Below are 25,222 nucleotides of genomic sequence, written 5' to 3' on the forward strand. Positions count from 1 at the left end.
ACATGACCAACGCTTACAAGATCACCGAACACACCTACGACATGATCGTCGTCGGCGCCGGCGGCGCCGGCCTGCGCGCGACCTTCGGCCTGGCCCACAAGGGCCTGCAGACCGCATGTCTGACCAAGGTCTTCCCCACGCGCTCGCACACCGTGGCGGCGCAGGGCGGCATCTCCGCCGCGCTCGGCAACATGGGCGAGGACGACTGGCGCTATCACTTCTACGACACGATCAAGGGTTCCGACTGGCTGGGCGACCAGGACGCCATCCAGTACATGTGCCGCGAGGCGATCCCCGCGATCATCGAGCTCGAGCACCAGGGCGTACCGTTCTCGCGCACCGAAGAGGGCAAGATCTACCAGCGCCCCTTCGGCGGCATGACCACCCATTACGGCAAGGGCACCGCCCAGCGCACCTGCGCGGCGGCCGACCGTACCGGGCACGCGATTCTGCACACGCTCTATCAGCAGTCGCTGGCGCATGACGCACGCTTCTTCATCGAGTACTTCGCCCTCGATCTGATCATGGACGAGGACGGCGCCTGCCGCGGCGTGCTCGCCCTCGACATGGCCGAAGGCACGCTGCATCTGTTCCGCGCCCAGGGCGTGGTGCTGGCGACCGGCGGCTACGGCCGTGCGTACTTCTCCGCGACCTCGGCGCACACCTGTACCGGCGACGGTGGCGGTATGGCGCTGCGTGCGGGTCTGGGTCTGCAGGACATGGAGTTCGTGCAGTTCCACCCGACCGGCATCTACGGCGCGGGCTGCCTGATCACCGAAGGCGTGCGCGGCGAAGGCGGCATCCTGCGCAACGCCAGCGGCGAGCGTTTCATGGAGCGCTACGCGCCCAACGCCAAGGATCTCGCCTCGCGCGACGTCGTCTCGCGTTCGATGACGATGGAAATCCGCGAGGGCCGTGGCGTCGGCGAGCACAAGGATCACATCCATCTGGATCTGACCCACCTCGATCCGAAGGACATCCACGAAAAGCTCCCCGGCATCGCCGAGAGCGCGCGGATCTTCGCCGGTGTCGACGTCGAGAAGCAGCCGATCCCGGTGATTCCGACCGTCCACTACAACATGGGCGGCATCCCGACCAACTATCACGGCGAAGTCGTGCAGTTGAAGGATGGCAATCCGGATGCAGTGGTGCCGGGCCTGTACGCGATCGGCGAAGCCGCCTGCGTGTCGGTGCACGGTGCCAACCGCCTGGGTTCGAACTCGCTGCTGGATCTTGTCGTGTTCGGCCGTGCGGTCGCGAACCGCTGCGCCGAAACCATCACACCGAACGCGCGCCACAAGCCGCTCGCCAAGGATGCCTGCGACCAGTCGCTGGCGAACCTCGACAAGCTGCGCCATGCGACAGGCGGCACGCCGACCTCGGTGATCCGCGACAACATGCAGCGCACGATGCAGAACGACGCCGCGGTGTTCCGCACCAGCAAGACGCTGGCCGAGGGCGTCGACAAGATCCGCGAGATCCACGCCTCGTTCGCCGACGTCAAGGTCAGCGACCGCTCGATGGTCTGGAACTCGGATCTGATCGAAACCATGGAACTGCAGAACCTGCTGGGCCAGGCGCTGGTGACCATCGTCTCGGCCGAGAACCGCAAGGAATCCCGCGGCGCGCACGCGCACGAGGACTTCCCGGATCGCGACGACGAGAACTGGCACAAGCACACGCTGTGCTGGGCCGACGATGCCGGCAACACGCAGATCGATTACCGCCCGGTGCACATGTACACGCTCGACGACGAAGTCGAAGTCGTGCCGCCGAAAGCACGCGTTTACTGAGCCGGGGACCCCAGATGGCAGAATTTTCGCTTCCGAAGAATTCCAAGGTGCAGCAGGGCCGGCACTTCCCGGCCACGGGCGCCACGCGCACGCGCACCTTCAAGGTCTATCGCTGGAACCCCGATGACGGCCGCAATCCGTCGACGGACACCTACGAGGTCGATCTCGACAAGTGCGGTCCGATGGTTCTCGACGCGCTGATCAAGATCAAGAACGAGATCGATCCGACGCTGACGTTCCGCCGCTCGTGCCGCGAGGGTATCTGCGGTTCGTGCGCGATGAACATCGACGGCACCAACACGCTGGCCTGCACCCGCGCGATCGAGGACTGCAAGAAGGCCGAGGTGCCGATCTACCCGCTGCCGCACATGGAAGTGGTCAAGGATCTGGTACCCGACCTGACCCACTTCTATGCGCAGTACGCGTCGATCCAGCCGTGGATCCGCACGCAGAGCGCCGCGCCGCCGGACCGCGAGCGCCTGCAGTCCAAGGAAGACCGCGCCAAGCTCGACGGCCTGTACGAGTGCATCCTGTGCGCCTGCTGCTCGACCAGCTGCCCGAGCTACTGGTGGAACGGCGAGCGTTATCTCGGTCCGGCCGTGCTGCTGCAGGCCTACCGCTGGATCATCGACAGCCGCGACGAAGACACCGGTGCGCGTCTGGACGATCTGGAAGATCCGTTCAAGCTCTACCGCTGCCACACGATCATGAACTGCGCGCGGACCTGCCCGAAGGGTCTGAATCCGGCCAAGGCGATCGGCGAGATCAAGCAGCTGATGCTCGCGCGTCGCGGCTGATTGACCGGCGCCTGGTCGATGCGATGCATCGATCGGGCGCACAGGCGGGGCCAGTTCCCTTCGGAATACCTGCCCGTCAGGGATCGAAACGCATGACCCACGACGACGCCACCGAACTCCGTCGCCTGCGCTGGCGCAGCCGGCGCGGCATGCGCGAACTCGACCGCCTGTTCGAGCGCTGGCTCGAGCGCTGCTGGCCGTCATCCACCGAAGCCGAACGCGAGGTTTTCCGACGGTTGCTGGATTGTGAGGACGATAGGCTCTGGAAGTGGTTCCTCGGCCATGAGCGTCCCGACGATGCGCAGCTCGACACTCTCGTCCAGTCGATCCGGCAGCTCCCGCCAAGCTGAGCCATTGCCGCTGCGGCTGGCCTGGCGGCCTTCGATGCTGCTGCAGGGCGCCCTCGCGCTGCTCGGTGTTTGCGCCTGCATCGCGTTGTGGCTGTCGGAACTGTCGTTGCTCGCGACCGTCTGCGCGCTGCCGGTGATCGTCGCCATCACCCTGCACCGCATCGCCATCGAACGGCGCGCCCCGATGCGCGAGCTGGTCATCGATGCCGCAGGCGCCGCGCACCTCGACGGCGTGGCCCTCGACACCCCGCAACTCGAATGGCGTGGTCCGTTGGCGATCCTGCGCTGGCGCGACGGCCGGCGCAGGCGGCACCTGCTGTGGTGGCCCGACACGCTGCCGCCGGGTGCACGACGTGAACTCCGACTGGCCGCATCCGCGCTCGCAACGCGACCGCCAGCGGATTCGATGGCACCATAGCGACGCCCCGGGCGGGCGGCGTACCGGCTCGGAGGCCGCGGATGCCGCGGCCCCCATGACCGGACGTCCATGCTCAGACCCATTCCTGCCGCCATCGGCCTGCGTTACCTCAGGGCCAAGCGGCGCAACGGCTTCATCTCCTTCATCTCGCTGGCCTCGATCCTCGGCATCGCCATCGGCGTGACCGTGCTGATCACCACGCTCGCGGTGATGAGCGGCTTCCAGAAGGAAATCCGCGACCGCATGCTCGGCATGGTCGCGCACGCGACGATCAGCGCCGACGGCGACACGCTGTCGAACTGGCAGCGCGCGGTCGATGTCGCGCGCGAGGATCCCCGCGTCGCCGGTGCCGCGCCGTACGTCGACACGCAGGCATTGCTGCGCGGCCGTCGCAACGAGCCCGCCGCGGTGCGCGCGATCGTGCCCGAGGACGAAGCGCAGGTGTCGGACCTCACGACGTCGATGGTCATCGGCAAGCTCGAGGACCTGCAGCCGGGTACGTTCAACATCGTGCTCGGGCGCGAACTCGCGCTGTGGCTCGGTGTCGGCGTCGGCGACAGCGTCATCGTCACCACCGACTTCCAGGTCACGCCGATGGGCGCGGTGCCGCAGCTCAAACGCTTTACCGTGAGCGGCATCTTCGAAGCCGGCTACCAGGATTTCGACCGGCGACTGGCCGTGGTCAATCTCAGCGATGCCCAGCGTCTGCTCCGGATCGGCGACGGCGTCACCGGCGTGCGCCTGAAACTGCACGACATGGATCGCGCCCAGCAGGTCACGCGCGATCTGGTGCACAAGCTGGGCGGCGTGTACCGGGTGAGCGACTGGAGCATCGAGAACGCGAACATGTTCCGCGCGCTCAAACTCGAGAAGACGATGATCGGCATCCTGCTGTCGCTGATCATCGTCATGGGCTCCTTCAACCTCGTCGCGTCGCAGGTGAGCCTGGTGACCGACAAGCAGGCTGACATCGCGATCCTGCGCACGCTGGGGCTCACGCCCGGCGGCGTCATGCAGGTGTTCATGGTGCAGGGCACGATGATCGGCGTGATCGGCACGATTCTCGGCATCACCGGCGGCCTGCTGCTGACCTTCAATCTCGAACACATCCTCGGCGCGATCGAACGCGTGTTCGGCGTCGTGCTGATGCCCGAGGACGTCTATTACGTGACCGGCCTGCCGATCGACCTGCAGGTCAGCGACGTGGTGATGATCGCCAGCGTCGCGCTGGTGATGGCGTTCGTCGCAACGATCTATCCGGCGCTGCGCGCGGCGCGCACGGCCCCGGCGGAGGCGCTGCGCTATGAGTGACACGATCACGGCTGCACCCACGACCGCGCCCGACACCGTCGTGCTCGCGGCCGAGGGCCTGGGCAAGACCTACGCCGAAGGCACGTTGAACACGCCCGTATTCGACGGCCTGGATTTCGCGGTGCGCGCAGGCGAAACCGTCGCGATCCTCGGCGCGTCCGGCGCCGGCAAGAGCACGCTGCTGCATCTGCTCGGCGGGCTGGATACGCCGACCGCGGGCGAGGTGTTCGTGTCGGGGCAGAAGATGAGCGCGCTGTCGAACGCCGCGCGCGGCACGCTGCGCAACCGGTCGCTGGGCTTCGTCTACCAGTTCCACCATCTGCTGCCCGAGTTCACCGCGCTGGAGAACGTGATGCTGCCGGCGCTGCTCAACGGTGCCAGCGATGCCGACGCGACGAAGCGTTCGCGCGATCTGCTCGAGACCGTCGGTCTCGGTCATCGCCTCGCCCACAAGCCGGGCGAGCTGTCGGGCGGCGAGCGTCAGCGCGCCGCGGTGGCACGTGCGCTGGTCAACAAGCCGGCCTGCGTGCTCGGCGACGAGCCGACCGGCAACCTGGACGAGCGCACCGCGGCGACGGTCTTCGAGCTGATGCTCGAGCTCAACCGCGCGCAGCACACCAGCCTGGTGCTGGTGACCCATGACCGCCGGCTCGCGCGCAAGCTCGACCGGGTGATGGAGCTGCACCAGGGCAAGCTGCGCGAGGTCGCGAAAGACGACGTCTGAGGCGTGAGGAGCGCGCTTGCGCGCGGTGGGCTTCACCGGCAACCCCTCTTCGCGCGCCAGTGCGCTCCTACAGGTCCGGTTATTCGCTCGGTTTCGCCGCTTCCGCCGGCCGCTGCGTCGCAGCCCGGCGCGACAGCACCGCTTCGCGGTGCGCGATATAGCCGTTCGCACCGAATACGATCGCCGCGCCGATCGCGGTCCACATGTCGATGACCTCGCCGAACAGCAGCCAGCCGAACAGCACGACGATCGGCAGCTGCACGAAGCTGATCGGCTGCAGCGCCGACACCTCGCCCAGGCGCAGCGCCCGCGTCCACAGCCACTGGCCCAGCGTGCCGAGCACGCCGGTCGCGATCAGCCACAGCCAGACCGTCGGGCCTGGCCACACCCACTGGAACAGCGCGGGCACCAGCGACAGCGGGACCCACAGCAGGTAGGTGTAGAAGACGATCGTGTCGGGGGCATCCAGCTTCGAGAGCTGCTTCATCTGGATCGCCACGAGCGCCGCGAGCAGCGCGCCGATCACCGGCACCAGCATCGCAGCTGTGAACGCCACGCCCGGCCGCAGGATCACCAGCACGCCGAGAAACCCGGCGGACACCGCCATCCAGCGCCGGACGCGCACGATCTCGCCGAGCCAGATCACCGCCGCGATCGTCGCGAACAACGGCGCCGCATATGACAGCGAGATCGCCTGCGACAGCGGCAGGTGACCGATCGCCCAGAATGCGCACAGCATCGAGCCCAGGCCGACCACGGTGCGGACCACGTAACGGCCCAGATTGCGCGTGCGCGGCAGACCAGCGCCGGTGCGCAGGATGATCGGCAGCAGGGCGAGCAGGCCGAAGAAGTTGCGGAAGAACGCGACCTCGGTGGTCGGAATGGTCGCCGATGCGTAGCGGATCGCGATCGCCATCAGCGCGAAGGCCGAGGTGCTGCCGAGCATCAGCAGCGCGGCCTGTCCCTGCACGGTCGCGGGTCGCCAGTGGAGCAGGGCGCGCGCGTTCACCACGTCGCCCCGACGATCCTCGGTTCGGGTTCCAGCGTCACGCCGAAACGCATCTGTACCGAGGCGGCGATGCGCCGCGCCAGCCCCAGCAGTTCGGTGCCCTGCGCGTTGCCGTGATTCACCAGCACCAGGGCGTGGCCGGGCGCGACGCCGGCATCGCCATCGCGATGGCCCTTCCAGCCGCAGCGATCGATCAGCCACGCGGCCGACAGCTTGCGCAGACCTTCGTCGACGGCAAACACCGGGATGCCTGCATGCGCGGCGACCAGCGCCGCGGCCTGCGCGGCCGGCACGATCGGATTCTTGAAGAAACTCCCGGCGTTGCCGATCACCGCGGGGTCCGGCAGTTTGCTGCGGCGGATGTCGATGACGGCTTCGGCCACATCGAGCGGGCGGGGCGCGGTGATGCCGCGCGCGGCGAGCACGTCGCGCAGGCCGGCGTAGTCGAGCACCGGCTGTGCGAAGCGATGCAGCGCGAACTCGACCGCAGTGACGATCCAGCGATCGGGCATCTGCTTGAAGACGCTGTCGCGATACCCGAAGCCGCAGGCCCCGGCATCGAGCCGCACGAAGCTTCGCGCGTCCTGGTCGAATGCCTCGACCGCGACCACGTGTTCGCCGACCTCGACGCCATACGCGCCGATGTTCTGGATCGGCGCCGCGCCGACCGTGCCCGGAATCAGCGCGAGGTTCTCCAGTCCGCCGAGTTCCTGCGCCAGCGTCCACAGCACGAAGCCGTGCCAGTCGGCACCGGCCGCAGCGCGCACGATGACCTGTTCGCCATCGTCGGACACCACGCTGCGGCGCGCATCCACGATCGCGAGTGCATCGGCCGCGTCGCCCGCGAACAGCAGGTTGCTGCCGCCGCCGATGACCAGCGGGCGCGCGTCACCGTCGAGCATGGCGAGTGCCTGCGGCAGCGCCGCTGCGTCGAGCACCTCGATCAACCGGCGCGCATGCGCGGCCACGCCGAAGGTGTTGCGCGGGCGCAGGTCGGCCGGCTGCAGCAGACGGAAGGAATCGGACATCGCTGCGATCAGCGGCTGGGCAGGTTGCCGCGGCTCGGCGCTTCGCGGCGTCGGCGGATCGCCTCGACGCAATCGCCGATCAGTGCCGGCCCGCGATAGATCAGACCCGAGTACACCTGCACCAGCGACGCGCCGGCGGCCATCTTCTTCACCGCATCGGCGCCGGACAGGATGCCGCCCACGCCGACAATCGGAATCTCGCTGGCGAGGCGCGTGCGCATCATCCGCAACACGGTGGTCGATTTGTTCATCAGCGGCTCGCCCGACAGGCCGCCGGTTTCGTCGGCGCGGCGGTCGTCCTGCACGCTGATGCGCGAGATCGTGGTGTTGGTGGCGATCACGCCGTCGACGTGGAGATCGGACAGCACGCGCGCCGCAGCCTCGATGTCGTCGTCGCTCAGATCGGGTGCCACCTTGACCAGCAATGGCACGCGTTTGCCGTGCTGCGCGGCCAGACGCTCCTGGGCGTCGCGCAGCGTGCCGATCAGCCGGCGCAATGCCTGCTCTTCCTGCAGCTCGCGCAAGCCGGCGGTGTTGGGCGAGGAGATGTTGACGGTGATGTAGTCGGCCAGCGGATACACCCGCTCCATGCAGAACAGGTAGTCGTCGGCCGCCGATTCGTTCGGCGTGTCCTTGTTCTTGCCGATGTTGATGCCGAGGATGCCGGCGCGCTTCGCGCGGCTCACGTTGGCGACCAGCGCATCGACACCCTGGTTGTTGAAGCCCAGGCGATTGATCAGGCCGCGGTGGCGCGGCAGCCGGAACATGCGCGGCTTCGGGTTGCCGTCCTGCGCCCTGGGCGTGATCGTGCCGATCTCGACGAAGCCGAAGCCCAGTGCGAACAGCGCATCGATGTGGTCGCCGTTCTTGTCGAGCCCGGCGGCCAGGCCGACCGGGTTCGGAAACTGCAGGCCGAAGGCTTCGGTCGGCAGCGGCTGCGGTGGTGTTGCGATCAGCGACGACAGGCCCATGCGATGCAGCGCATCCAGTGCGGTCAGCGTGACGCCGTGCGCGCGTTCGGGATCGAGCCGGAACAGCAGCGGACGGGCACTCGCGTACATCAGGACGCCGCCGCGATGAAGGCCAGCAGGCCGCCGAAGAACAGGAACACGACCAGCAGTCCGATGATCGCCATCGCAACCATCAGATAGCCCAGCACGAGCCCCGCGACCGCCAGGCCATCGCCTTCCAGCGCCTCGGGACGCCGACGGATGTCGGCACGCGCGAGATGTCCGGTGATGATCGCCACGACACTGCCGATCACCGGCAACAGCGACCAGCCGAGCAGGCCGGCGACGAGACTCACGATCGCCATCGCACTGGTCTGGCGGTAGGCGACAGGTGTGTTCATGCGTGTGGACCTCGCATCGGGGCATCGGACACAGACAGGCGCACGGTGCGATCGCGCAGTGCGACGGACGAACGGGCCGGAAGTCGCGGCGCCATCGGCGGCGGTCCAGGGAAAGCGGGGGAAGACACGATTATTCAGACACCAGGGTGTCGCGCGCAAGCGCGCAGACGCCGCGGACCGGATCCGCGGCGTCCGGGATCGACCTCAGAGGTCGAACTTGATGCCCTGTGCGAGCGGCATGGAATCGGAGTAGTTGATCGTGTTGGTCTGGCGGCGCATGTAGGCGCGCCACGCGTCCGAACCCGATTCACGGCCACCGCCGGTTTCCTTCTCGCCGCCGAATGCGCCACCGATCTCGGCGCCCGAGGTGCCGATGTTGACGTTGGCGATGCCGCAATCCGAACCCCAGGCCGAGAGGAACTGCTCGGACGCGCGCAGGTCGGTGGTGAACAGCGACGACGACAGACCCTGCGGCACGTCGTTCTGCAGGTTGATCGCGTCTTCCAGATCGCGGTACTTCATGACGTAGAGGATCGGCGCGAAGGTCTCGGTCTGCACGACCTCGGCATCGTTGGTCAGGCCGCTGACCAGCGCCGGCAACACGAAGTTGCCCTTGCGGTCGGTAAGCGCCTTGCCGCCACTCTCGATCGTGCCGCCGCTGGCCTTGGCCTTCTCGATCGCGTCCAGGTACGCCTGCACGCCGTCGCGGCTGTTGAGCGGGCCCATCAGGTTGGCGGCATCGGTCGGATCGCCGATCCTCGATTCGACCTGGGCGTAGGCGGTCTTCAGCTTGCCCAGCACGTCGTCGTAGATCGACTCGTGCACGAACAGGCGGCGCGTCGTCGTGCAGCGCTGGCCGGCGGTGCCGACGGCGCCGAACACGATCGCCGGGATTGCCAGTTTCAGGTCGGCGGTGGGGTCGACGATGATCGCGTTGTTGCCGCCCAGTTCCAGCAGCGAGCGGCCCATGCGCTTGGCGACGCGCTCACCGACGTGGCGGCCGACCCGGGTCGAGCCGGTGAAGCTGACCAGCGCGATGCGCTTGTCGTCGACGAAGGCCTGCGCGAGATCGCTGCCGGCATCGTTGAAGAGGAAGAAGATGTCCGGGAAACCGGCCTTGTTCAGCGCCTCGTTGCAGATCTTCATCGACGCGATGGCGGAGAGCGGCGTCTTCGGCGACGGCTTCCAGATCGAGATGTTGCCGCAGACCGCGGCGACCAGCGCATTCCAGGCCCACACCGCGACCGGGAAATTGAACGCGCTGATGATGCCGATCACGCCCATCGGGTGCCACTGCTCGTACATGCGGTGGCCCGGGCGCTCGGAGTGCATGGTCAGGCCGTAGAGCTGGCGCGACAGGCCGACGGCGAATTCGCCGATGTCGATCATCTCCTGCACTTCGCCGTCGCCTTCCGGCTTGGACTTGCCCATCTCCAGCGCGACCAGCGAACCCAGCGCGTCCTTGTGCGTGCGCAGCGCGTCTGCGCACAGGCGCACGGCTTCGCCGCGGCGCGGCGCCGGCGTCTTGCGCCAGATCTTGAACGCCGCCTGGGCGCGCTCGACGATCAGGTCGTAATCGGCCTGCGAACTGGCCTGCACGCGGGCGAGCACTTCGCCGTCGGTCGGGTTGACGGGTTCGATGACACCGGCGTCGCGGGTCGTCGACCACTCGCCGTTGCCGAGATACGTGCCCGATTCGGTGGCCGACAGGCCGAGCGCGGTGAGGACGGAATGGGTCATGGACGGAACTCCTTGTGAGCGGACGCCGCCGATGTGAAAACCGGCGGACGTACGGTGGGAAGCGGCGCGACGCGGCGCAGGGCCGGCAGGGGGAAGTCGCGGTTGGTGACCCCGGCCCGATTCGAACGGGCGACCTTCCCCTTAGGAGGGGGACGCTCTATCCAGCTGAGCTACGGGGCCGTGAAGCCGTACAGGATACCGGACTGCCGCAGCGCCACGAAACCGCGGCGCCTGCGGAGGGGGCGCGGACGACGCGTCAGCAGGCGCCGGTCGACAGCTCCACGCAGTCGCGGCCGTTGGCCTTGGCGGCGTACAGCGCACGGTCTGCGCTGGCCAGGGCATCTTCGACGCCGCGCTCCGATCCCGGATCGAGCACATGCACGCCGATGCTGGCCGTGACCCGGATGCGGAGGTCGCCGCTGCTGCAGGGCTCGTCGCCGAGCGCATGCCGGATCGCCTCGGCGACTTCACCGGCGGCGGACAGATCGCAGCCCGGAATCGCGGCCACGAATTCCTCGCCGCCGAACCGGGCGAGCAGGGCGTCGTGCGGACGCAGGATGCGGCCGATGCGGCGCGCCGCCCAGCGCAGGCAATCGTCGCCGGCCAGATGGCCGTGGCGGTCGTTGATCGACTTGAAGTGGTCGAGATCGATCATCAGGACAGCGAGCGGCGTGCCGGCCTGCTTCCCCTGCGAGGCGAGCTCACGAAATGCCTCGTGGAACCACGTGCGGTTGTACAGGCCTGTCAGGCCGTCGCGCCGGCTCGAATCGCGCAGTCGTACATGCGCATCCTCAAGCCGCAGCAGGGCGCTGCGGACCTCCTGGGTGCGCTGCGCGACCTTGCGCTCCAGCCGCAGATTGGCCTCGGCGGTGATCCGCAGGTTCTCGTGGCGCAGCGCGGCGTAGCGATGGCCCAGCGCGATCGACAGCAGCAGCATCTCCAGCGCCGACCCGATCTGCACGCCGTATTCGGTGGCGAAGTTCTTCGGCAGCACGCCGAACGCCAGCAGGGTGAACGCCGCGGTGCCGAGAAGGAACATCGACCAGGCGAGCAGCAGCAGCGAGGCAGGCGCGTAGCCACGACGCAGCACGACGATCGTCGCGATGACGATGCCGACCACGCCCACCAGCACCGCGCGTGACGCGACGGGTGTGGAGACGCGCAGCGGCAGCCAGATCGATGCGATGCCGAACAGCACGAAGAACGCCATCAGGGCGAGCAGCAGCACATTGCCGTGCGGCCAGCGTCTGGGCAGTTCGAGGAACGTGCGCGAGAACTGCAGCATCGCCACGAGCGCCAGGCAGATCGAGATCGGCACCATGTGATCGGCCATCCACGACGAGCGCGGCCACAGGTATTCGAAGCCGAGACCGTTGAGCGTGAACAGCACCAGCCCGAACGCGGACACGTGGCACAGGTACCAGAAGTAGCTGGCGTCGCGCAGCGACAGCCACAGCACGAGGTTGTAGAAGAACAGCGCCAGCATGATCCCGTAGTACAGGCCGATCGCCAGCTGCGCGTCGCGCGAGACCTCGGTGAACGCCTTCGGCGTGTACAGCTGCAGCGGGACCTGCATCGAACTCTGGCTGCGCACGCGCACCAGCAGATCGACCGGCGCGCCCACCGGCAGTTCGAAGCTGAAATTCGGATGCCGGTAGCGCACGCTGCGCGACTCAAACGGGCGGTGGTCGCCGCTGGCGAAGTAGAGCGTGCGACCGTCCGCGTAGCGCACGTGCAGATCGACTTCGTCACTGAGCGGATATTCCTGCACCAGTATCCAGCGCGGCTCGAGCGGGTCGCGGTTGACCACGCGCGCATGGAACCAGAACGTACCGCGCTGGAAGCCGAACGCGTCGGCGCCATCGGGCAGGGGCGCCATGCGCGCCGCGTCGACCCGGCGCCAGATCGCGTCGAGATCGTCGACATCGTCACGGTCGTGGTGGTGGCCCAGTTGCGGTGCCAGTGCGACGCGCGCGATGCCGGGCGACAGCACGATCTCGGTTCGCGCCTGCGCCGATGCCGGCAACAGGCACCCCAGGGCGGCCAGCACCAGCCAGCATCGCCACCTCCGCATTGTCCCGCCGATCCGCGTCATCCCTTCGCCCCGAGTCCCTGGCTGCCACCCTGGCCGCGCCCATGGCCTCACAACGCGGTAAGCGGCGCTCACCGGCCGGCTGAAATCATGCGGCGGCATAATCGGGCGATTCCCGTACAGCCCAGGTCTCACCGATGCGCCCCATTCACCATCGTTTCTGCATACCGGCCGCGCTCGGCATGCTGCTGTCGACCGGCGCGGCGTCCGCCTGCGATACCGGTCGCGTCGTGGGGGCACAGGCCGACGGCCGCAGTGCGGGCATTGCGGGTGTGCGCGTCTCCGACGGGCGCCGCATTGTCGAAACGGACGCGGCGGGGCGCTACCAGGGTCTGTCGGGTCGTGACGCGCCGGTGTTCGTGATCAAGCCGGCGGGTTGGACGCTGCCGCGCGAAGGTGCGAATCCCGCGTACTGGCGCGAGCCTGGCAGCCGCGGCGAGGCCTGCACGTTCACCCTGCAGGCCGGCGAAGCGGAGGGCACGCTCGATGTCGCGGTGTTCGCCGATCCGCAGACCGGCACGGCCGACGAGGTGGGCTATTACGACCGCGCCGTGGTCGAAGCCGCGCGCAGCGCCGGTCCCTTCGGGCTCGGCCTGATGCTCGGCGACGTGACCAACGACGATCCGGCGCTGTACCCGCTGATCGATCGCGCGACTGCGCGCCTCGATGCGCCCTGGCTGCACGCGCCCGGCAATCACGATCTGGATTTCGACGCGGGTGACGACGAGGGCTCGACCGCCTCGTTCCGTGCCGCCTACGGCCCCGAGACCTATGCCTGGGAAACGCCGCAGGCGAACGTGCTGGTGCTCGACAATGTGATCTACCAGCCCGGCGCGCGACCGGCCTATGTCGGCGGTCTGCGCGAGGACCAGTTCGCGTTCGTCGAGGCGTATCTCGCCGACGCATCGGTCGACCGCCTGCTGGTGGTCGCCGCGCACGTGCCCTGGTTCGACACTGCATCTGCCGGCGCGCCCGAGACCATGCGCAGCGCGGATCGCGCGCGCCTGTTCGCCGCGCTCGAGCGTCACCCGCGCGTGCTGCTGCTGACCGGGCATCGCCACACCCAGCAGCACGTACGCCACGACGCGGCGACCGGCTGGCATGGCGCGACGCCGCTGCACGAATACAACGTCGGCGCCGTCAGCGGCGCGTTCTGGAGCGGTGCGCCCGATGCCGACGGCATTCCCGACGCGACGATGGCCGACGGCACGCCGAACGGCTTCGCGACGCTGCACATCGAAGCCGATGGCGCCTACCGTCTCGCCTGGCATCCGGCGCGCACGTCCGACGATCCGGCGACCACGCAGGCGATGGCGCTGCACGCGCCGCGCGTGCTGCGGCAGGGCGCGTATCCGGCCTGGGGCGTCTACGCCAACGTCTACATGGGTCAGCCCGACACGCGCGTCGAGTTCCGTGTCGGCGATGGCGCGTGGGCATCGATGCGTCGCGTCGAGCGCGCCGATCCGCGCCTGCTGCTGGAGAACGCGCGTGACGATCTCGCCGAGACGCTGCGCGGACTGGACCGCTCGCCCGAAGCGACGCCGTCGATGCATCTTTGGCGCGGCGCGCTGCCGACCGATCGCGAGGTCGGCGAACACGTCGTCGAAGTGCGGGTGTTCGATGCCTGGCAGGGCGAACAGCGCGCACGCACGACGTATCGCCTGGATCACTTCGACGGCGCGGGCGCCGCGCGATGAGCGCGGTGCCGCCCGACGGTTTGCCGGTACAGGCGTTCGCCGACGAGGCAGCGTGGGAGGCATGGTTGCGCGCGCACGCCGGTGCTGCCGGGCTGTGGCTGAAGATCGCCAAGCAGGGCAACGCGACGCTGTAGGTGACCTATGCGCAGGCGCTCGATGTCGCGCTGTGCCATGGCTGGATCGACGGGCAGAAGCGCGGCTTCGACGACGCGTGGTTCCTGCAGCGCTTCACGCCGCGGCGCGCGCGCAGTCTGTGGTCGGCACGCAACGTCGCGCATGTCGAACGTCTGCACGCGGCCGGGCGGATCGGTCCGGTCGGGCAGCGCGAGATCGACGCGGCGAAAGCAGACGGTCGCTGGGATGCCGCCTATGCCGGCGCTGCATCGATGGCGCCACCGGACGAACTGCGGGCAGCGCTCGCCGCGACACCCGGTGCGCAGGCTGCGTTCGACGCGCTCGACCGGGCCAACCGTTACGCGGTGTGCTTCCGGGTCGCGACGCTGAAGACCGCGGCCGGCCGCGTGCGACGGGCGCAGGCACTGGCGGAGATGCTGGCGCGGGGCGAGCGTTTGCACAGCTGATCCGCCGGATCACAGGCAACGAAAAAATCGTCTGGAGCGATTTCTGACGTCGCAACGCGACGGTCCAGCGGGTGGCTGTCATGCATGGCGGCTACAAAAAAAACCCGCACGCGGCGGGTTCTTCGAAGATGACCGGCTGGCGCGCGAAGGCTGGCGGGCGGGTCGTGTGCGTCGCTGGCTGGCGATGGCTGGCGTGCGTCGCAGCGCGATTCTAGCGAGGCACCCTTGGGCGATGACGAAACGAGAATCACTGTCAGCAGCGCGTTGCCGCGCGGATGGTGCCGGGTGTAAGAGCGCGCTCCTGCAAAACGCGTTGTGGCAGTGGCCGAACGCCGCCGCGCTGTGCGATCAGGGCGCGATCGGATACGGATACACCGCCGGTGGAGGATCTGCCGGCAGCGTGGTCTGCCAGCGCGACAACGTCTCGCCGATGCGTGCGCCGGCGGCGATCTGCGGGCCCGAGCGCGCGTAGCCGAGCTTGCGCTCGCGCTGCTTGATCGCGCGCGCCGCGAGGCGGTGCGCGTTCGCGAAATCTCGATCCGCGTTGAGCCCGTCCAGCAGCCAGGCGTGGCCGAAGAAGGTGATCGTCGACTCACTGCCGCAACCGAACGAAGGCCGGTCGGGACGGGCCGCGGTCAGCACCAGCGTGTCGGGATCCTTGAGCGCGGGGACGAAGCCACCCGAGTAGCAGGCCGAGATCACGATGACGCGGTGGACGATGCCCGAGTCGTCGAGCGCCGCGCGCAGTGCATCGGGCTTGATCGTGTCTTCGCTGCCGTCTGGCAAGGCCAGGCCGAGGGCGTGATCGGGCGAGCCGTGCATCGTGAGATACAACAGCAGCACGTCGCGCTCGCGATCCATGTGCGCACCGAGCGCGGACAGTGCGTGGCGCAGGTTCGCCGGGGTGGCGAGCGGCGTGCCGGCGCCCTTGAGACTGTCGACGTGGTTGACCAGCGCGAGTGCACGCGCGCCTGCGCCCAAGCGCGGCGCAACCCGTTCGGTGAGAAAACGTACCTCGTTGCGGAAGACGTCTTCACCGGCATCGCCTGCAACACCGACGACGTACAGCGCTGGCGCATCGCCGGTGCCGTTCGGCATCGCGGCGACGGCAGCTTCGATCAGCGCGTGATCGCGCGTCGCCAGCGGTCCGGTCGCCTGCAGCGGCGCGCAGACGAGCAGGCACAGCAGCGCCGTCGCCTGCATCCAGTGTTGAAGCAGGAGCCGACCAGACGCCGGCCGCATGTCAGCGGATCGCGTCGATCTGGTCGAACGCGGTCACGCGCGCGTGACCGTTCGCCGCCGCAGCATCGCGCGGCTGCGGGTAGTCGTCGAGGCGGTCGACCAGCACGGTGCGCATGCCGGCGTCGCGCGCGGCGTCGAGTTCCTCGACCACGTCCGACAGGAACAGGATTTCGGCCGGCGCCGCATCGAGTGCATCGGCGATGCGCGCGTAGCTCTCGGCCTCGCGCTTGCCGCCGATTTCGGTGTCGAACCAGTTCGAGACCAGCGCGGTCAGATCGCCCGCATCGCTGTGGCCGAAGAAGAGCTTCTGCGCCGGGACCGAGCCCGACGAATACACCGCCAGCGTTTCGCCCGCCGCATGCCAGCGATGCAGCGCGTCGGCGGCATCGGGATAGATGTGCGCGGTGAAATCGGCGTCCCGGTATCCGGCCGACCAAATCATGCCCTGCAGCGCCTTGAGCGCGGTGTGCTTGCGGTCGGCGTCGATCCAGCCCTGCAGCGTCTCGACGATCACCGCATCGTCGCAGATCGCGCCGTGTTCGGTCGCGACCACGTCGAGCCAGCGGCGCACTTCAGGATCGTCGCGATGCGCGGCGACGAAGCCGGGCAGGGCGCGGCGCGCATACGGAAACAGCACGTCCTTGACGAACGAGATGCTGCTGGTGGTGCCTTCGATGTCGGTCAGGATCATCCGTGCGTCAGCCGGTGGTTGCGGGCGTTGAAGTGTAAGGCGTCGGGTATCGGGCTGGCTTGCACAGCGCTTCGGCACGACGACTGGTGGCAGCACTTCTCTAGTCGGCCCTTGGAGAACGCGCGATCACTCAAAGCACGTCATTCCCGCGCAGGCGGGAATCCAGGGACGTCGTTCTAAAGTTGCTTTCCGAGGCAAATCAGATGGGCTACGAGACCGCAGCGCCCGTGCGCCAACGCACCCGGCGGCCCTCAGGCTGCCGGACGCAGTCTCACCGCGAACCCGGTTCGTAGCGCGGAAACTTCTGCGCGATGTCGGAGCCGGTGAAGTGCCCGATCCAGCCGTCGGGCTGCTCGAAGAAGCGGATCGCGACGAAGCGCGGTTCGCTGCCCATGTCGAACCAGTGGGTCACGCCGTCGGGCACGCCGATCAGATCGTCCTTGACGCATTCGATCTCGTAGACCTTGCCGTCGACGTGCAGGGTGAACAGACCCGAGCCGTCGACGAAGAAGCGCACTTCGTCTTCCTTGTGGAAGTGTTCGTCGAGGAACTTGGCGCGCAGCTCTTCGCGCTTCGGGTTGTCGGGCGCGATGCTGATCACGTCGACGGACTTGAATCCGCGCTCGGCGCTGATGCGGTCGATGTCGGCCTTGTAGGCGGCGATCACCTCGTCCTGCGACGCACCTGCGCCCACCGGCTGGGCAGCCTGCCAGCGTTCGAAGGTGACGCCGATCGCCTGCAGTTCGCGGGCGATCGCGTCGCCGTCGCGGCTGTCGAACAGCGGCGTGTCGGGGGCGGTGGCATCGAAAATGCGGAGGCGGCTCATGGCGGTCTGGCTCGGCGCGTGCGGGGCCATCCAGCCTAGCAAAGCCGCATGTCCGCAACGTTGACCGCGGCGGAACACCATGGTTCCACCGCTGGTGATGCTGTGGAGCCTCAGCGCTGCGCGCGCAGGCGGCGCAGCTCGAGTTCGCAGTGCAGCAGGAACTCGAAGGCCTCCAGGTGGCGGCGCGCCTCGGCCATGTCGGGGCCCCAGGCGTAGAGGCCGTGGCCGTCGATCAGATAGCCCCACATCGGGCCGGCGTCGAGCAGCGCTTCGACCTGCGCCGACAGCACCTGCATGTCCTGACTGTTGGGCAGCACCGGCACGTCGACCGCCATCTCGTGCGTGCGGTTGCCGGCGAACGCCTTCAGCAGTTCGTAACCTTCGAGGCGCACATGGCCCTCGGCGGCGAACAGGCGCGAGGCGATGGTCTGGGTCGGCGAATGCGTGTGCAGGATGCAGCCGATCTCCGGGAACCGGCGATACAGCTGGGTGTGCAACAGGGTCTCGGCCGAGGGGCGGTGGTCGCTGCCGACGGCGGCGCCGTCGAAGTCGACGACCATGATGTCGGCTTCCTTCAGCTTGCCCTTGTCGCGGCCCGACACGGTGATCGCGGCATGGCGGTCGTCGAGGCGGCGCGAGAAATTGCTGCTGGTGGCAGGCGTCCACCCGGACTGGGCGAGTTCGCGGATATTGACGATCAGCTCGCCGGCGAGCTCGCGCAGGCGGTGGATGTCGTAGGGCGTGGGCGTATCGGGCATGCCGCGATTCTAACGTGCAGGCGGCTGCGTCAGCGTGTCCAGCGCCAGCGCGGCGGTTCGCCCTTCAGGGCGCAGACCGCGACCAGCAGCGCGGTCGCGACGAACACGCAGAGACCGAACGCGGCGGGGTGCACCGACGGCGGAAACCGCCACGCAATGAGCGCGATCGCGCCGAGGTAGACGGCCAGCACCACCCAGCCCTGCCAGCGCCGCGGCAGCCCCCAGCCGTAGCCGAGCGTCTTTGCGGGAAACCAGTACGCCTCTTCGCGGCTCATCGCGGCGTTGCGTCGTTGCGACGTCGCGAGAAGCCGCGGAACGCGGCCAGTGCCAGCAGCGCGATGATCGCCGCGCCGACCAGCGTGTCGATCGGCGTCGACCACACCAGCAGGCCGCAGGCGATCAGCGCGCCCATGCCGAGCAGGCGTTCGCGTCGACCGGCCGGATGCGCGCGGTTGCCCAGCAGCAGGCTCAGGCCGGCCGCGGCATACGCCATGACCACCAGGGTCACCGCCATGTTGATGATGGTCTCGAACTGGCTGCCCACCGTGTCCGACACCGTGGTGAAGGCGATCAGCGTCATCGAGATCACGACGATCAGCAGGCCCGGCCCGGCGGCGCCGTTCTTCAGCAGGCGCCCGAAGATCGCCGGCAGGAAGCCGCGCTGCGCGGCGCGCGCGCCGGATTCACCGGTGACCAGCATCCAGCCGCCCAGCGTGCCGGTGGCCTTGAGCGCGGCGGCCGCGGCGATGACCGGGATCGCCCACACACCGAACATCTGCCCGGCGACGAGTGCGAACGGGGCGCTGGAGGTCGCCAGCTGTTCGACCGGCACGATGCCCATCATCAGCACCGAGGACACCATGTAGACCACGCCGGCGAGCAGGATGCCGCCGAGCGTCGCGATCGGCACGTTGCGCTCGGGATTGCGCACCACGCCGGCGACCATCGCGCCGGTCTCCAGGCCGATGAAGGCCCAGAACACGGTCGCCAGCGAACCGATCGCCACCGCCGCATCGGACTGCCCGCTGACGTTCCAGCCGGCGCGGTAGATGTCGGGATCGAAATACGCCCAACCGGCGATCAGGATCGCCGCGACCGGCAGCAGGCCGAAGACCACGCAGAACGACTGGAAACGCGCGATGTTGCGCGGGCCCAGCAGGTTCAACGCGAACATCGACCAGATCAGCAGCACCTGACCGGCGAGCTGTACGCCGGAACTGTCGCCCACCGGCAGCAGGATCACCAGATAGCCGACGGCCGCCACCGCGATCGCGTTGTTGCCGACCCAGGACGACAGCCAGTAGGCCGTGGTCGCGAGAAACCCCATGTCGCGGCCGAGGCTCGGGCGGATGTAGTCGTCCGGCGAGGTGAGATCCGGATACTGGCGCGCGAGGCGGGCGAACGCGCCGCCCAGCGCGACCGCCAGCAGGGTGCCGATCAGCCACGAGAAGACAGTGACCGCGCCCGAGCGCGCGAGCGTGGCCGGCAGCAGGAAGAAACCCGAGCCGATCATGTTGTTGGCGACCATGAAGGTCGCCAGCACGGGGCCGATCTTCTTGGCCGTGGCAGTCGTGGACATCGTGCGATCCGCGTGGTGGCGGCGCGAACGGCCGCTGGTCGTGGGGCTCAAGGACACACGGCCCGCTTTGGGCGGGCCGTGCGGTTGGAGCGGGTCAGCGCGGCGGCAGCTGCTGCCGGAGGCGGCTGTGCTTGTAGCCGTAGAGGAAATAGATCGTGAAGCCGATGATCGTCCACACCAGCAGCACCATCCAGTTCAGCAGCGGCATCGTCGCGACCAGACCCAGGCAAGCCAGCACGCCGAGCGTGCCCACCAGGAACACGGCCGGCACGCGGAACGGGCGATGCAGGTTCGGCTGGGTGCGGCGCAGGACCATCACGCCGAGGCACACGGTGGCGAACGCGACCAGGGTGCCCATCGACACCACGTCGCCGAGCAGCTGGATCGGCAGGAACGCCGCCATGACCGCCGCTACCAGCGCGACCACCACCGTGCCCTTGTGGGGTGTGCGGAAACGCGCGTGGATCGCGCCGAAGAAACGCGGCAGCAGGCCGTCCTGCGCCATCGAGAAGAAGATGCGCGGCTGGCCCATCAGCATCACCAGGATCACCGTCGTGAGGCCGGCGATCGCGCCGATCTCGACCAGTGTCTTGAGCCACAGCAGGCTGGGATACGCCTCGAGCGCGGTCGCAACCGGCTTCGCCGTGCCGAGCACCGTGTACGGCACCATGCCGGTCAGCACCGCGGACACCGCGATGTAGATCAGCGTGCACAGCGCCAGCGAGCCGAGGATGCCGATCGGCATGTCGCGCTGCGGATTCTTGACCTCCTGCGCTGCGGTCGAGACCGCATCGAAACCGATGTAGGCGAAGAACACGATCGACGCGCCGCGGAGCACGCCTTCCCAGCCGAAGCGGTCGCCGCCCTGGTTTTCCGGCACGAACGGCAGCCAGTTCTGGGTGTCGACGTACTGCGCGCCGAAGCCCAGCAGCAGCAGGATCACCAGCACCTTGATCGACACGATGATCGCGTTGGCGGTCGCCGACTGGGTGATGCCCACGTAGCACAGCACGCCGACCGCGCCGATGATCAGCACCGCCGGCAGATTGAACAGCGCGCCGGTGGTGACGAACTTGCCGAACTCGCACGCGCCGGCCAGAGCGGCTTCATGCGTACAGAAGTTGATGGGTGCCTGGGTCAGCGCCGCGGGCAGATGCACGCCGAGGCTGTCGAGGAAGCTCACCGTGTAGCCCGACCAGCCCACCGCGACGGTCGACGCCGCGAACAGGTATTCGAGCACCAGACTCCAGCCGACGAACCAGGCCAGTGCCTCGCCGAGCGTCGCGTAGGTGTAGCTGTAGGCGCTGCCCGAGGCCGGGATCATCGCCGCGAATTCCGCGTAGCACAGACCTGCCATTGCGCAGGCGAAGCCGGCGATGACGAAGCTCAACATGATTGCCGGGCCGGCGTGGTTCGCCGCCGCGGTACCGGTGATGACGAAGATGCCTGCACCGATGACCGCGCCGAGCCCCAGCATCACGAGATGCTTGGCGGTGAGTGTCCGCTTGAAGCCGACTTCGCCGCCGAGGCTGCCTTCGACGGGCTCGCCCGCGTCGACATGCGGCTGCGCCGCGATCGGCTTGGTAATCATCAGGTTCTTGAACATCGGTGTCCCCGGTTGGTCATTCGGTGCGGTCCGCGGAAGCTGACGGACGTGCCGTCGAATCCCCCGCGGCCACGCGGCAATCGCCGTACCATGCCAAACGCTGCGTTCCGGCACAAGCAACGCAAACGCCGCTTGTGTGCACGCACGGGAACGCCGATGCTGCGCCTCCCGTCACGCCGCTCTGCAGCAAATCCGCCGATGTCGCATCCGTCCGCGCCCGATTCCGACCGCCCAGCCACTGTCCCCACCGCAGTGCAGAGACTGGCGGACGCCTTCGCCGATTTCGGCGAGCGGCATCCGATCCAACAAGCGCTTGCCAGTGAATTCATCGATCTGCTCGGCGACGCCGAAGACCCGTTCGAGCGCGCGCGCCTGGCCGGTCATTTCACCGCGTCGGCACTGGTGGTCAGCGGCGACGGCATGCGCACGCTGCTGACCCATCACCGCAAGCTGGGCATGTGGCTGCAGCCGGGCGGACACGCCGACGGCGATCGCGATCTTGCGCGCGTGGCGCTGCGCGAGACGGAAGAGGAGACCGGGCTGCTCGATGTGACCGTGCAGGCGGGCATCTTCGATCTCGACCGGCACTGGATTCCCGAGCACAAGGGCGTGCCCGGGCACTGGCACTACGACGTGCGTTACGTGGTGCGCGCGGGACGCAATGAGACCTTCGCCGTCAGCGAGGAATCGCACGCGCTGGCGTGGATGCCAGTGGCCGACGTCGCCGAGGATGCGGCCTACGATGCCTCGCTGCGCCGCATGGCGCTCAGATGGCTCGAGCGCCGCAATCCGTAGTTCGTGGAAGCGGAGCCGGAGCGCGCGCTGGCGCCGTTCCAACCCCGCCGCCCCAATCCCGAATCCCCGCTAGTAGAGCACCCGCGTCCGCATCGTCCCGTCGATCTTCGACAGTTCGCTGCGCAGATGCGCGGCCTGCGCTTCGGTTGCGGAGACGTCGATGACCACGTAGCCGATGTTCGCGTTCGTGCGCAGGTACTGGCCGTCGATGTTGATCGCCTCGCGCGAGAACACCTCGTTGATCTTCGACAGCACGCCCGGCACGTTGCGGTGCAGATGCAGCAGGCGATGGCTGCCGATGTGTTCGGGCAACGTGACCTCGGGGAAGTTGACCGCCGACAGCGTGCTGCCGTTGTCGCTGTAGCGCACGAGCTTCGCCGCGACTTCGATGCCGATGTTGTCCTGCGCCTCGAGCGTGCTGCCGCCGACGTGCGGGGTCAGCAGCACGTTGTCGTGGCCGAGCAGCGGTGATTCGAATGCATCGTCGTTGCCCTTGGGCTCGACCGGGAACACGTCGATCGCGGCGCCGCCGACCTGGCCGCTGCGCAGGGCGGCATCGAGCGCGTCGATGTCGACGACGGTGCCGCGCGAGGCATTGATCAGGTGCGCGCCGGGTTTCATCGCGGCGATTTCGGGCGCGCCGAACATCAGCTTCGTCGACGGCGTCTCCGGCACGTGCAGGGTCACCACGTCGCTGCGCGCGAGCAGATCATCCAGACTCGTCGCGCTGCGCGCATTGCCGAGCGAGAGCTTGGCTTCGATGTCGTGGAAGAGCACCTGCATGCCGAGCGATTCGGCGAGCACGCCGACCTGGGTGCCGATATGGCCGTAGCCGACGATGCCCAGCGTCTTGCCGCGCGCCTCGTGGCTGCCGAGCGCGGACTTGCTCCAGCCGCCGCGGTGGCATTCGGCATTCTTCTGCGGAATCCCGCGCAGCAGCATGATCGCCTCGGCGACGACGAGTTCGGCCACCGAGCGCGTGTTCGAGTAGGGCGCGTTGAAGACCGGGATGCCGGCCAGCTCCGCCGCCTCGACATCGACCTGGTTGGTGCCGATGCAGAAACAGCCGATCGCCATCAGCCGGCGCGCATCCGCCAGCACCTCGGCGCTCAGGTGCGTACGCGAGCGGATGCCGATGATGTGCGCGTCGGCGATCTTCGCCCGCAGCTGGTCTTCGGGCAGCGACTTGGGGTAGACCTCGACCTGCGAATAGCCGGCGGCATGGAAGGTGTCGACGGCGCTCTGGCTGACGCCTTCGAGCAGCAGAACGCGGATGTCCTGCCGGGGAAACGAGGTCTTCATCGAGTGGGATTCGCGCATGGGGGACAGCGCGGGCCATGGTGCCAGAATCCCACCGGGTGTGTTGCGCCGCAGCGCTGGACGCACCCGGAGCGCGCTGGCACGCTGGCGTCCCGTTTGACCGGCGCCCCGACGATGTCCGATTCCCGCATCTCCAGCCTCCAGGCCGCCGTGCCCACATTGCGGCTGCTGACCGAGCCTGCGGACCTCGCGCATTACGGCGTCGACTGGACCCGCCGCTGGACACCGGCGCCGCTGGCGATCGCGTTGCCGGCCAGCATCGACGAGGTGCAGGCGACGATGCGCTGGGCGCACGCAGAAGGCGTGGCTGTGGTGCCGTCGGGCGGTCGTACCGGACTGTCGGGCGGCGCGGTCGCGGCAAACGGCGAACTGGTGCTGAGCCTGCAGCGCATGCACAAGGTGCTCGGTTTCGAGCCCGCCGACCGCCTGCTGACGGTCGAGGCCGGCATCGCGCTGGAAGCGGTGCAGGACGCGGCGCGTTCGCACGATCTGCAGTACCCCGTGGATTTCGCCGCGCGCGGTTCGTGTTCGATCGGCGGCAACATCGCGACCAATGCCGGGGGCATCCGCGTGGTGCGCTACGGCAACACGCGCGAGTGGGTGGCCGGCGTCAAGCTGGTGACCGCGACCGGCGAGCTGCTCGATCTCAATCGCGGCCTGGTCAAGAATTCCAGCGGCTACGACCTGCGGCATCTGGTGGTCGCATCGGAAGGCACGCTCGGCGTCATCGTCGAGGCGACGCTGCGCCTGGCCGCGCCGCCGCCGGAGACGCGGGTCATGCTGCTCGCGCTGCCGTCGTTCGAGGTGCTGATGGAAGTCTTCCAGGCGCTGCGTGCGCGCCTGCCGCTGGAGGCGTTCGAGTTCTTCACCGATCGCGCGCTGCACCACGTGGTCGCGCACGGCGCGCAGCCGCCGTTCGAGGCGGTGTATCCGTATTACGTCGTCGCCGAGTTCGCCTGCGAAGGCGAGGCCGGCGAGTTGCAGGTGCTGTCGGCGTTCGAATACTGCATGGAGCAGGGCTGGGTCGAGGACGGCGTGATCAGCCATGGCGACACCCAGGCCGCGGCGTTGTGGCGCCTGCGCGAGGGCATCACCGAAAGCCTCGCCCCGCACGTGCCATACAAGAACGACGTGTCGGTGCGGATCTCGGCGATGCCGGCCTTTCTTGCACGCACGCAGGCGCTGCTGGCAGCCGAGTATCCGCAGTTCGACGTGGTCTGGTTCGGCCATATTGGCGACGGCAACCTGCACATCAATGTGCTCAAGCCGGCCGACATGGACAACGACGACTTCGTCGTCGAATGCGACCGCGTCACCAAGCTGCTGGCGGCGACGCTGGCCGAGCACGGCGGCAGTATCTCCGCCGAGCACGGGATCGGCCTGGTCAAGAAGCCGTATCTGGGGTCGACCCGCAGCCCGGCGGAGATCGCGGTGATGCGCGGCATCCGTCATGCGCTGGATCCGGCCGGCATCCTCAACCCCGGCAAGTTGTTCGATTGAGCGCCCGGTTCAGC

25 protein-coding genes and 1 tRNA gene are annotated in these 25,222 nt (G+C 68.3%); 11 read left to right on the plus strand and 15 right to left on the minus strand.

The genetic code is table 11. From position 1 onward, the window contains the following. The first annotated feature begins 2 nt into the window (after window positions 1-2). The 6 genes from sdhA to lolD all read left to right on the plus strand — a co-directional run bounded on the left by sdhA (window position 3) and on the right by lolD (window position 5,393). Entirely contained in the window at window positions 3-1,793 is a 1,791-nt protein-coding gene (gene sdhA / locus AC3IRM_RS07000; protein ID WP_489205485.1) for a succinate dehydrogenase flavoprotein subunit, read from the plus strand. Between the two features lie 14 nt (window positions 1,794-1,807). After that, window positions 1,808-2,590, plus strand: a complete 783-nt coding sequence (locus AC3IRM_RS07005) for a succinate dehydrogenase iron-sulfur subunit (protein ID WP_232135770.1) — start codon at window positions 1,808-1,810, stop codon at window positions 2,588-2,590. Window positions 2,591-2,682: 92 nt separating this feature from the next. Next, complete coding sequence (locus AC3IRM_RS07010) at window positions 2,683-2,940, plus strand: FAD assembly factor SdhE (RefSeq protein WP_489205486.1); 258 nt, start codon at window positions 2,683-2,685, stop codon at window positions 2,938-2,940. Between the two features lie 34 nt (window positions 2,941-2,974). Next, complete coding sequence (locus AC3IRM_RS07015) at window positions 2,975-3,358, plus strand: hypothetical protein (protein WP_489205487.1); 384 nt, start codon at window positions 2,975-2,977, stop codon at window positions 3,356-3,358. Window positions 3,359-3,427: 69 nt separating this feature from the next. Further along, the gene (locus AC3IRM_RS07020) at window positions 3,428-4,669 is read left to right on the plus strand and encodes a lipoprotein-releasing ABC transporter permease subunit (protein WP_310154300.1); all 1,242 of its coding nucleotides are present in this window, start codon (window positions 3,428-3,430) and stop codon (window positions 4,667-4,669) included. Beyond that, window positions 4,662-5,393 carry a lipoprotein-releasing ABC transporter ATP-binding protein LolD gene (gene lolD / locus AC3IRM_RS07025; RefSeq protein WP_489205488.1) on the plus strand — a complete coding sequence of 244 codons (732 nt, stop codon included), beginning with the start codon at window positions 4,662-4,664 and terminating at the stop codon, window positions 5,391-5,393. The genes AC3IRM_RS07020 and lolD overlap by 8 nt, the downstream gene beginning before the upstream one ends. A 79-nt stretch (window positions 5,394-5,472) precedes the next feature. Here the strand turns inward: lolD and AC3IRM_RS07030 are convergent, their stop codons facing one another. From AC3IRM_RS07030 to AC3IRM_RS07060, 7 genes are all read right to left on the minus strand, one after another. Continuing rightward, complete coding sequence (locus tag AC3IRM_RS07030) at window positions 5,473-6,339, minus strand: DMT family transporter (RefSeq protein ID WP_489205864.1); 867 nt, start codon at window positions 6,337-6,339, stop codon at window positions 5,473-5,475. Between the two features lie 59 nt (window positions 6,340-6,398). Continuing rightward, on the minus strand, window positions 6,399-7,430 hold the full coding sequence (gene murB, locus AC3IRM_RS07035) for a UDP-N-acetylmuramate dehydrogenase (RefSeq protein WP_489205489.1): 1,032 nt from the start codon (window positions 7,428-7,430) through the stop codon (window positions 6,399-6,401). An 8-nt stretch (window positions 7,431-7,438) separates the two neighbouring features. Beyond that, on the minus strand, window positions 7,439-8,491 hold the full coding sequence (locus AC3IRM_RS07040; protein WP_489205490.1) for a quinone-dependent dihydroorotate dehydrogenase: 1,053 nt from the start codon (window positions 8,489-8,491) through the stop codon (window positions 7,439-7,441). Continuing rightward, entirely contained in the window at window positions 8,491-8,781 is a 291-nt protein-coding gene (locus AC3IRM_RS07045) for a DUF4190 domain-containing protein (RefSeq protein ID WP_489205491.1), read from the minus strand. The genes AC3IRM_RS07040 and AC3IRM_RS07045 overlap by 1 nt, the downstream gene beginning before the upstream one ends. A gap of 204 nt (window positions 8,782-8,985) precedes the next feature. Further along, window positions 8,986-10,521 (minus strand): L-piperidine-6-carboxylate dehydrogenase, encoded by a 1,536-nt coding sequence (amaB, locus tag AC3IRM_RS07050; RefSeq protein ID WP_489205492.1) that lies wholly within the window; start codon window positions 10,519-10,521, stop codon window positions 8,986-8,988. A 103-nt stretch (window positions 10,522-10,624) separates the two neighbouring features. Beyond that, window positions 10,625-10,701 (minus strand) — tRNA-Arg (locus AC3IRM_RS07055). Between the two features lie 76 nt (window positions 10,702-10,777). Continuing rightward, a complete protein-coding gene (locus tag AC3IRM_RS07060; protein ID WP_489205493.1) occupies window positions 10,778-12,595 on the minus strand; it encodes a sensor domain-containing diguanylate cyclase in 1,818 nt (605 codons plus the stop codon). Between the two features lie 155 nt (window positions 12,596-12,750). Between AC3IRM_RS07060 and AC3IRM_RS07065 the strand changes: the two genes are divergently transcribed. From AC3IRM_RS07065 to AC3IRM_RS07075, 3 genes are read left to right on the plus strand one after another with little or no spacing between them, the layout of a single operon-like run. Further along, window positions 12,751-14,310, plus strand: coding sequence for a calcineurin-like phosphoesterase C-terminal domain-containing protein (locus tag AC3IRM_RS07065; protein ID WP_489205494.1), 1,560 nt, complete (start codon window positions 12,751-12,753; stop codon window positions 14,308-14,310). Then, complete coding sequence (locus AC3IRM_RS07070) at window positions 14,307-14,444, plus strand: hypothetical protein (RefSeq protein WP_489205495.1); 138 nt, start codon at window positions 14,307-14,309, stop codon at window positions 14,442-14,444. The genes AC3IRM_RS07065 and AC3IRM_RS07070 overlap by 4 nt, the downstream gene beginning before the upstream one ends. Continuing rightward, complete coding sequence (locus AC3IRM_RS07075; RefSeq protein WP_489205496.1) at window positions 14,445-14,891, plus strand: YdeI/OmpD-associated family protein; 447 nt, start codon at window positions 14,445-14,447, stop codon at window positions 14,889-14,891. A 348-nt stretch (window positions 14,892-15,239) separates the two neighbouring features. On the opposite strand, the gene AC3IRM_RS07080 is transcribed toward AC3IRM_RS07075, so the two are convergent. The 7 genes from AC3IRM_RS07080 to AC3IRM_RS07110 form a co-directional block, all read right to left on the minus strand. Beyond that, complete coding sequence (locus tag AC3IRM_RS07080; RefSeq protein ID WP_489205497.1) at window positions 15,240-16,094, minus strand: C13 family peptidase; 855 nt, start codon at window positions 16,092-16,094, stop codon at window positions 15,240-15,242. A gap of 40 nt (window positions 16,095-16,134) precedes the next feature. After that, window positions 16,135-16,824: an acireductone synthase gene (gene mtnC / locus AC3IRM_RS07085; RefSeq protein ID WP_489205498.1), complete on the minus strand. Its 690-nt coding sequence runs from the start codon at window positions 16,822-16,824 to the stop codon at window positions 16,135-16,137. Between the two features lie 271 nt (window positions 16,825-17,095). Next, window positions 17,096-17,650, minus strand: a complete 555-nt coding sequence (locus AC3IRM_RS07090; protein ID WP_489205499.1) for a 1,2-dihydroxy-3-keto-5-methylthiopentene dioxygenase — start codon at window positions 17,648-17,650, stop codon at window positions 17,096-17,098. 110 nt (window positions 17,651-17,760) lie between these two features. Beyond that, the gene (locus tag AC3IRM_RS07095) at window positions 17,761-18,408 is read right to left on the minus strand and encodes a methylthioribulose 1-phosphate dehydratase (RefSeq protein ID WP_489205500.1); all 648 of its coding nucleotides are present in this window, start codon (window positions 18,406-18,408) and stop codon (window positions 17,761-17,763) included. 29 nt (window positions 18,409-18,437) lie between these two features. Further along, window positions 18,438-18,683, minus strand: coding sequence for a hypothetical protein (locus AC3IRM_RS07100; protein WP_489205501.1), 246 nt, complete (start codon window positions 18,681-18,683; stop codon window positions 18,438-18,440). Next, window positions 18,680-19,987 (minus strand): amino acid permease, encoded by a 1,308-nt coding sequence (locus AC3IRM_RS07105; RefSeq protein WP_489205502.1) that lies wholly within the window; start codon window positions 19,985-19,987, stop codon window positions 18,680-18,682. The genes AC3IRM_RS07100 and AC3IRM_RS07105 overlap by 4 nt, the downstream gene beginning before the upstream one ends. A 94-nt stretch (window positions 19,988-20,081) precedes the next feature. Then, window positions 20,082-21,593: an amino acid permease gene (locus AC3IRM_RS07110; RefSeq protein ID WP_489205503.1), complete on the minus strand. Its 1,512-nt coding sequence runs from the start codon at window positions 21,591-21,593 to the stop codon at window positions 20,082-20,084. 198 nt (window positions 21,594-21,791) lie between these two features. Between AC3IRM_RS07110 and AC3IRM_RS07115 the strand changes: the two genes are divergently transcribed. Next, entirely contained in the window at window positions 21,792-22,388 is a 597-nt protein-coding gene (locus AC3IRM_RS07115; RefSeq protein ID WP_489205504.1) for an NUDIX hydrolase, read from the plus strand. A gap of 69 nt (window positions 22,389-22,457) precedes the next feature. Here AC3IRM_RS07115 and serA read toward each other — a convergent pair whose 3' ends face one another. Continuing rightward, complete coding sequence (gene serA, locus AC3IRM_RS07120) at window positions 22,458-23,690, minus strand: phosphoglycerate dehydrogenase (RefSeq protein ID WP_489205865.1); 1,233 nt, start codon at window positions 23,688-23,690, stop codon at window positions 22,458-22,460. A gap of 132 nt (window positions 23,691-23,822) precedes the next feature. On the opposite strand from serA, the gene AC3IRM_RS07125 reads away from it, so the two are divergent. Beyond that, complete coding sequence (locus tag AC3IRM_RS07125; RefSeq protein WP_489205505.1) at window positions 23,823-25,208, plus strand: FAD-binding oxidoreductase; 1,386 nt, start codon at window positions 23,823-23,825, stop codon at window positions 25,206-25,208. The last annotated feature ends 14 nt before the right edge of the window (window positions 25,209-25,222 follow it).

It is taken from the genome of Luteimonas sp. KH_071 (genome assembly GCF_057838005.1).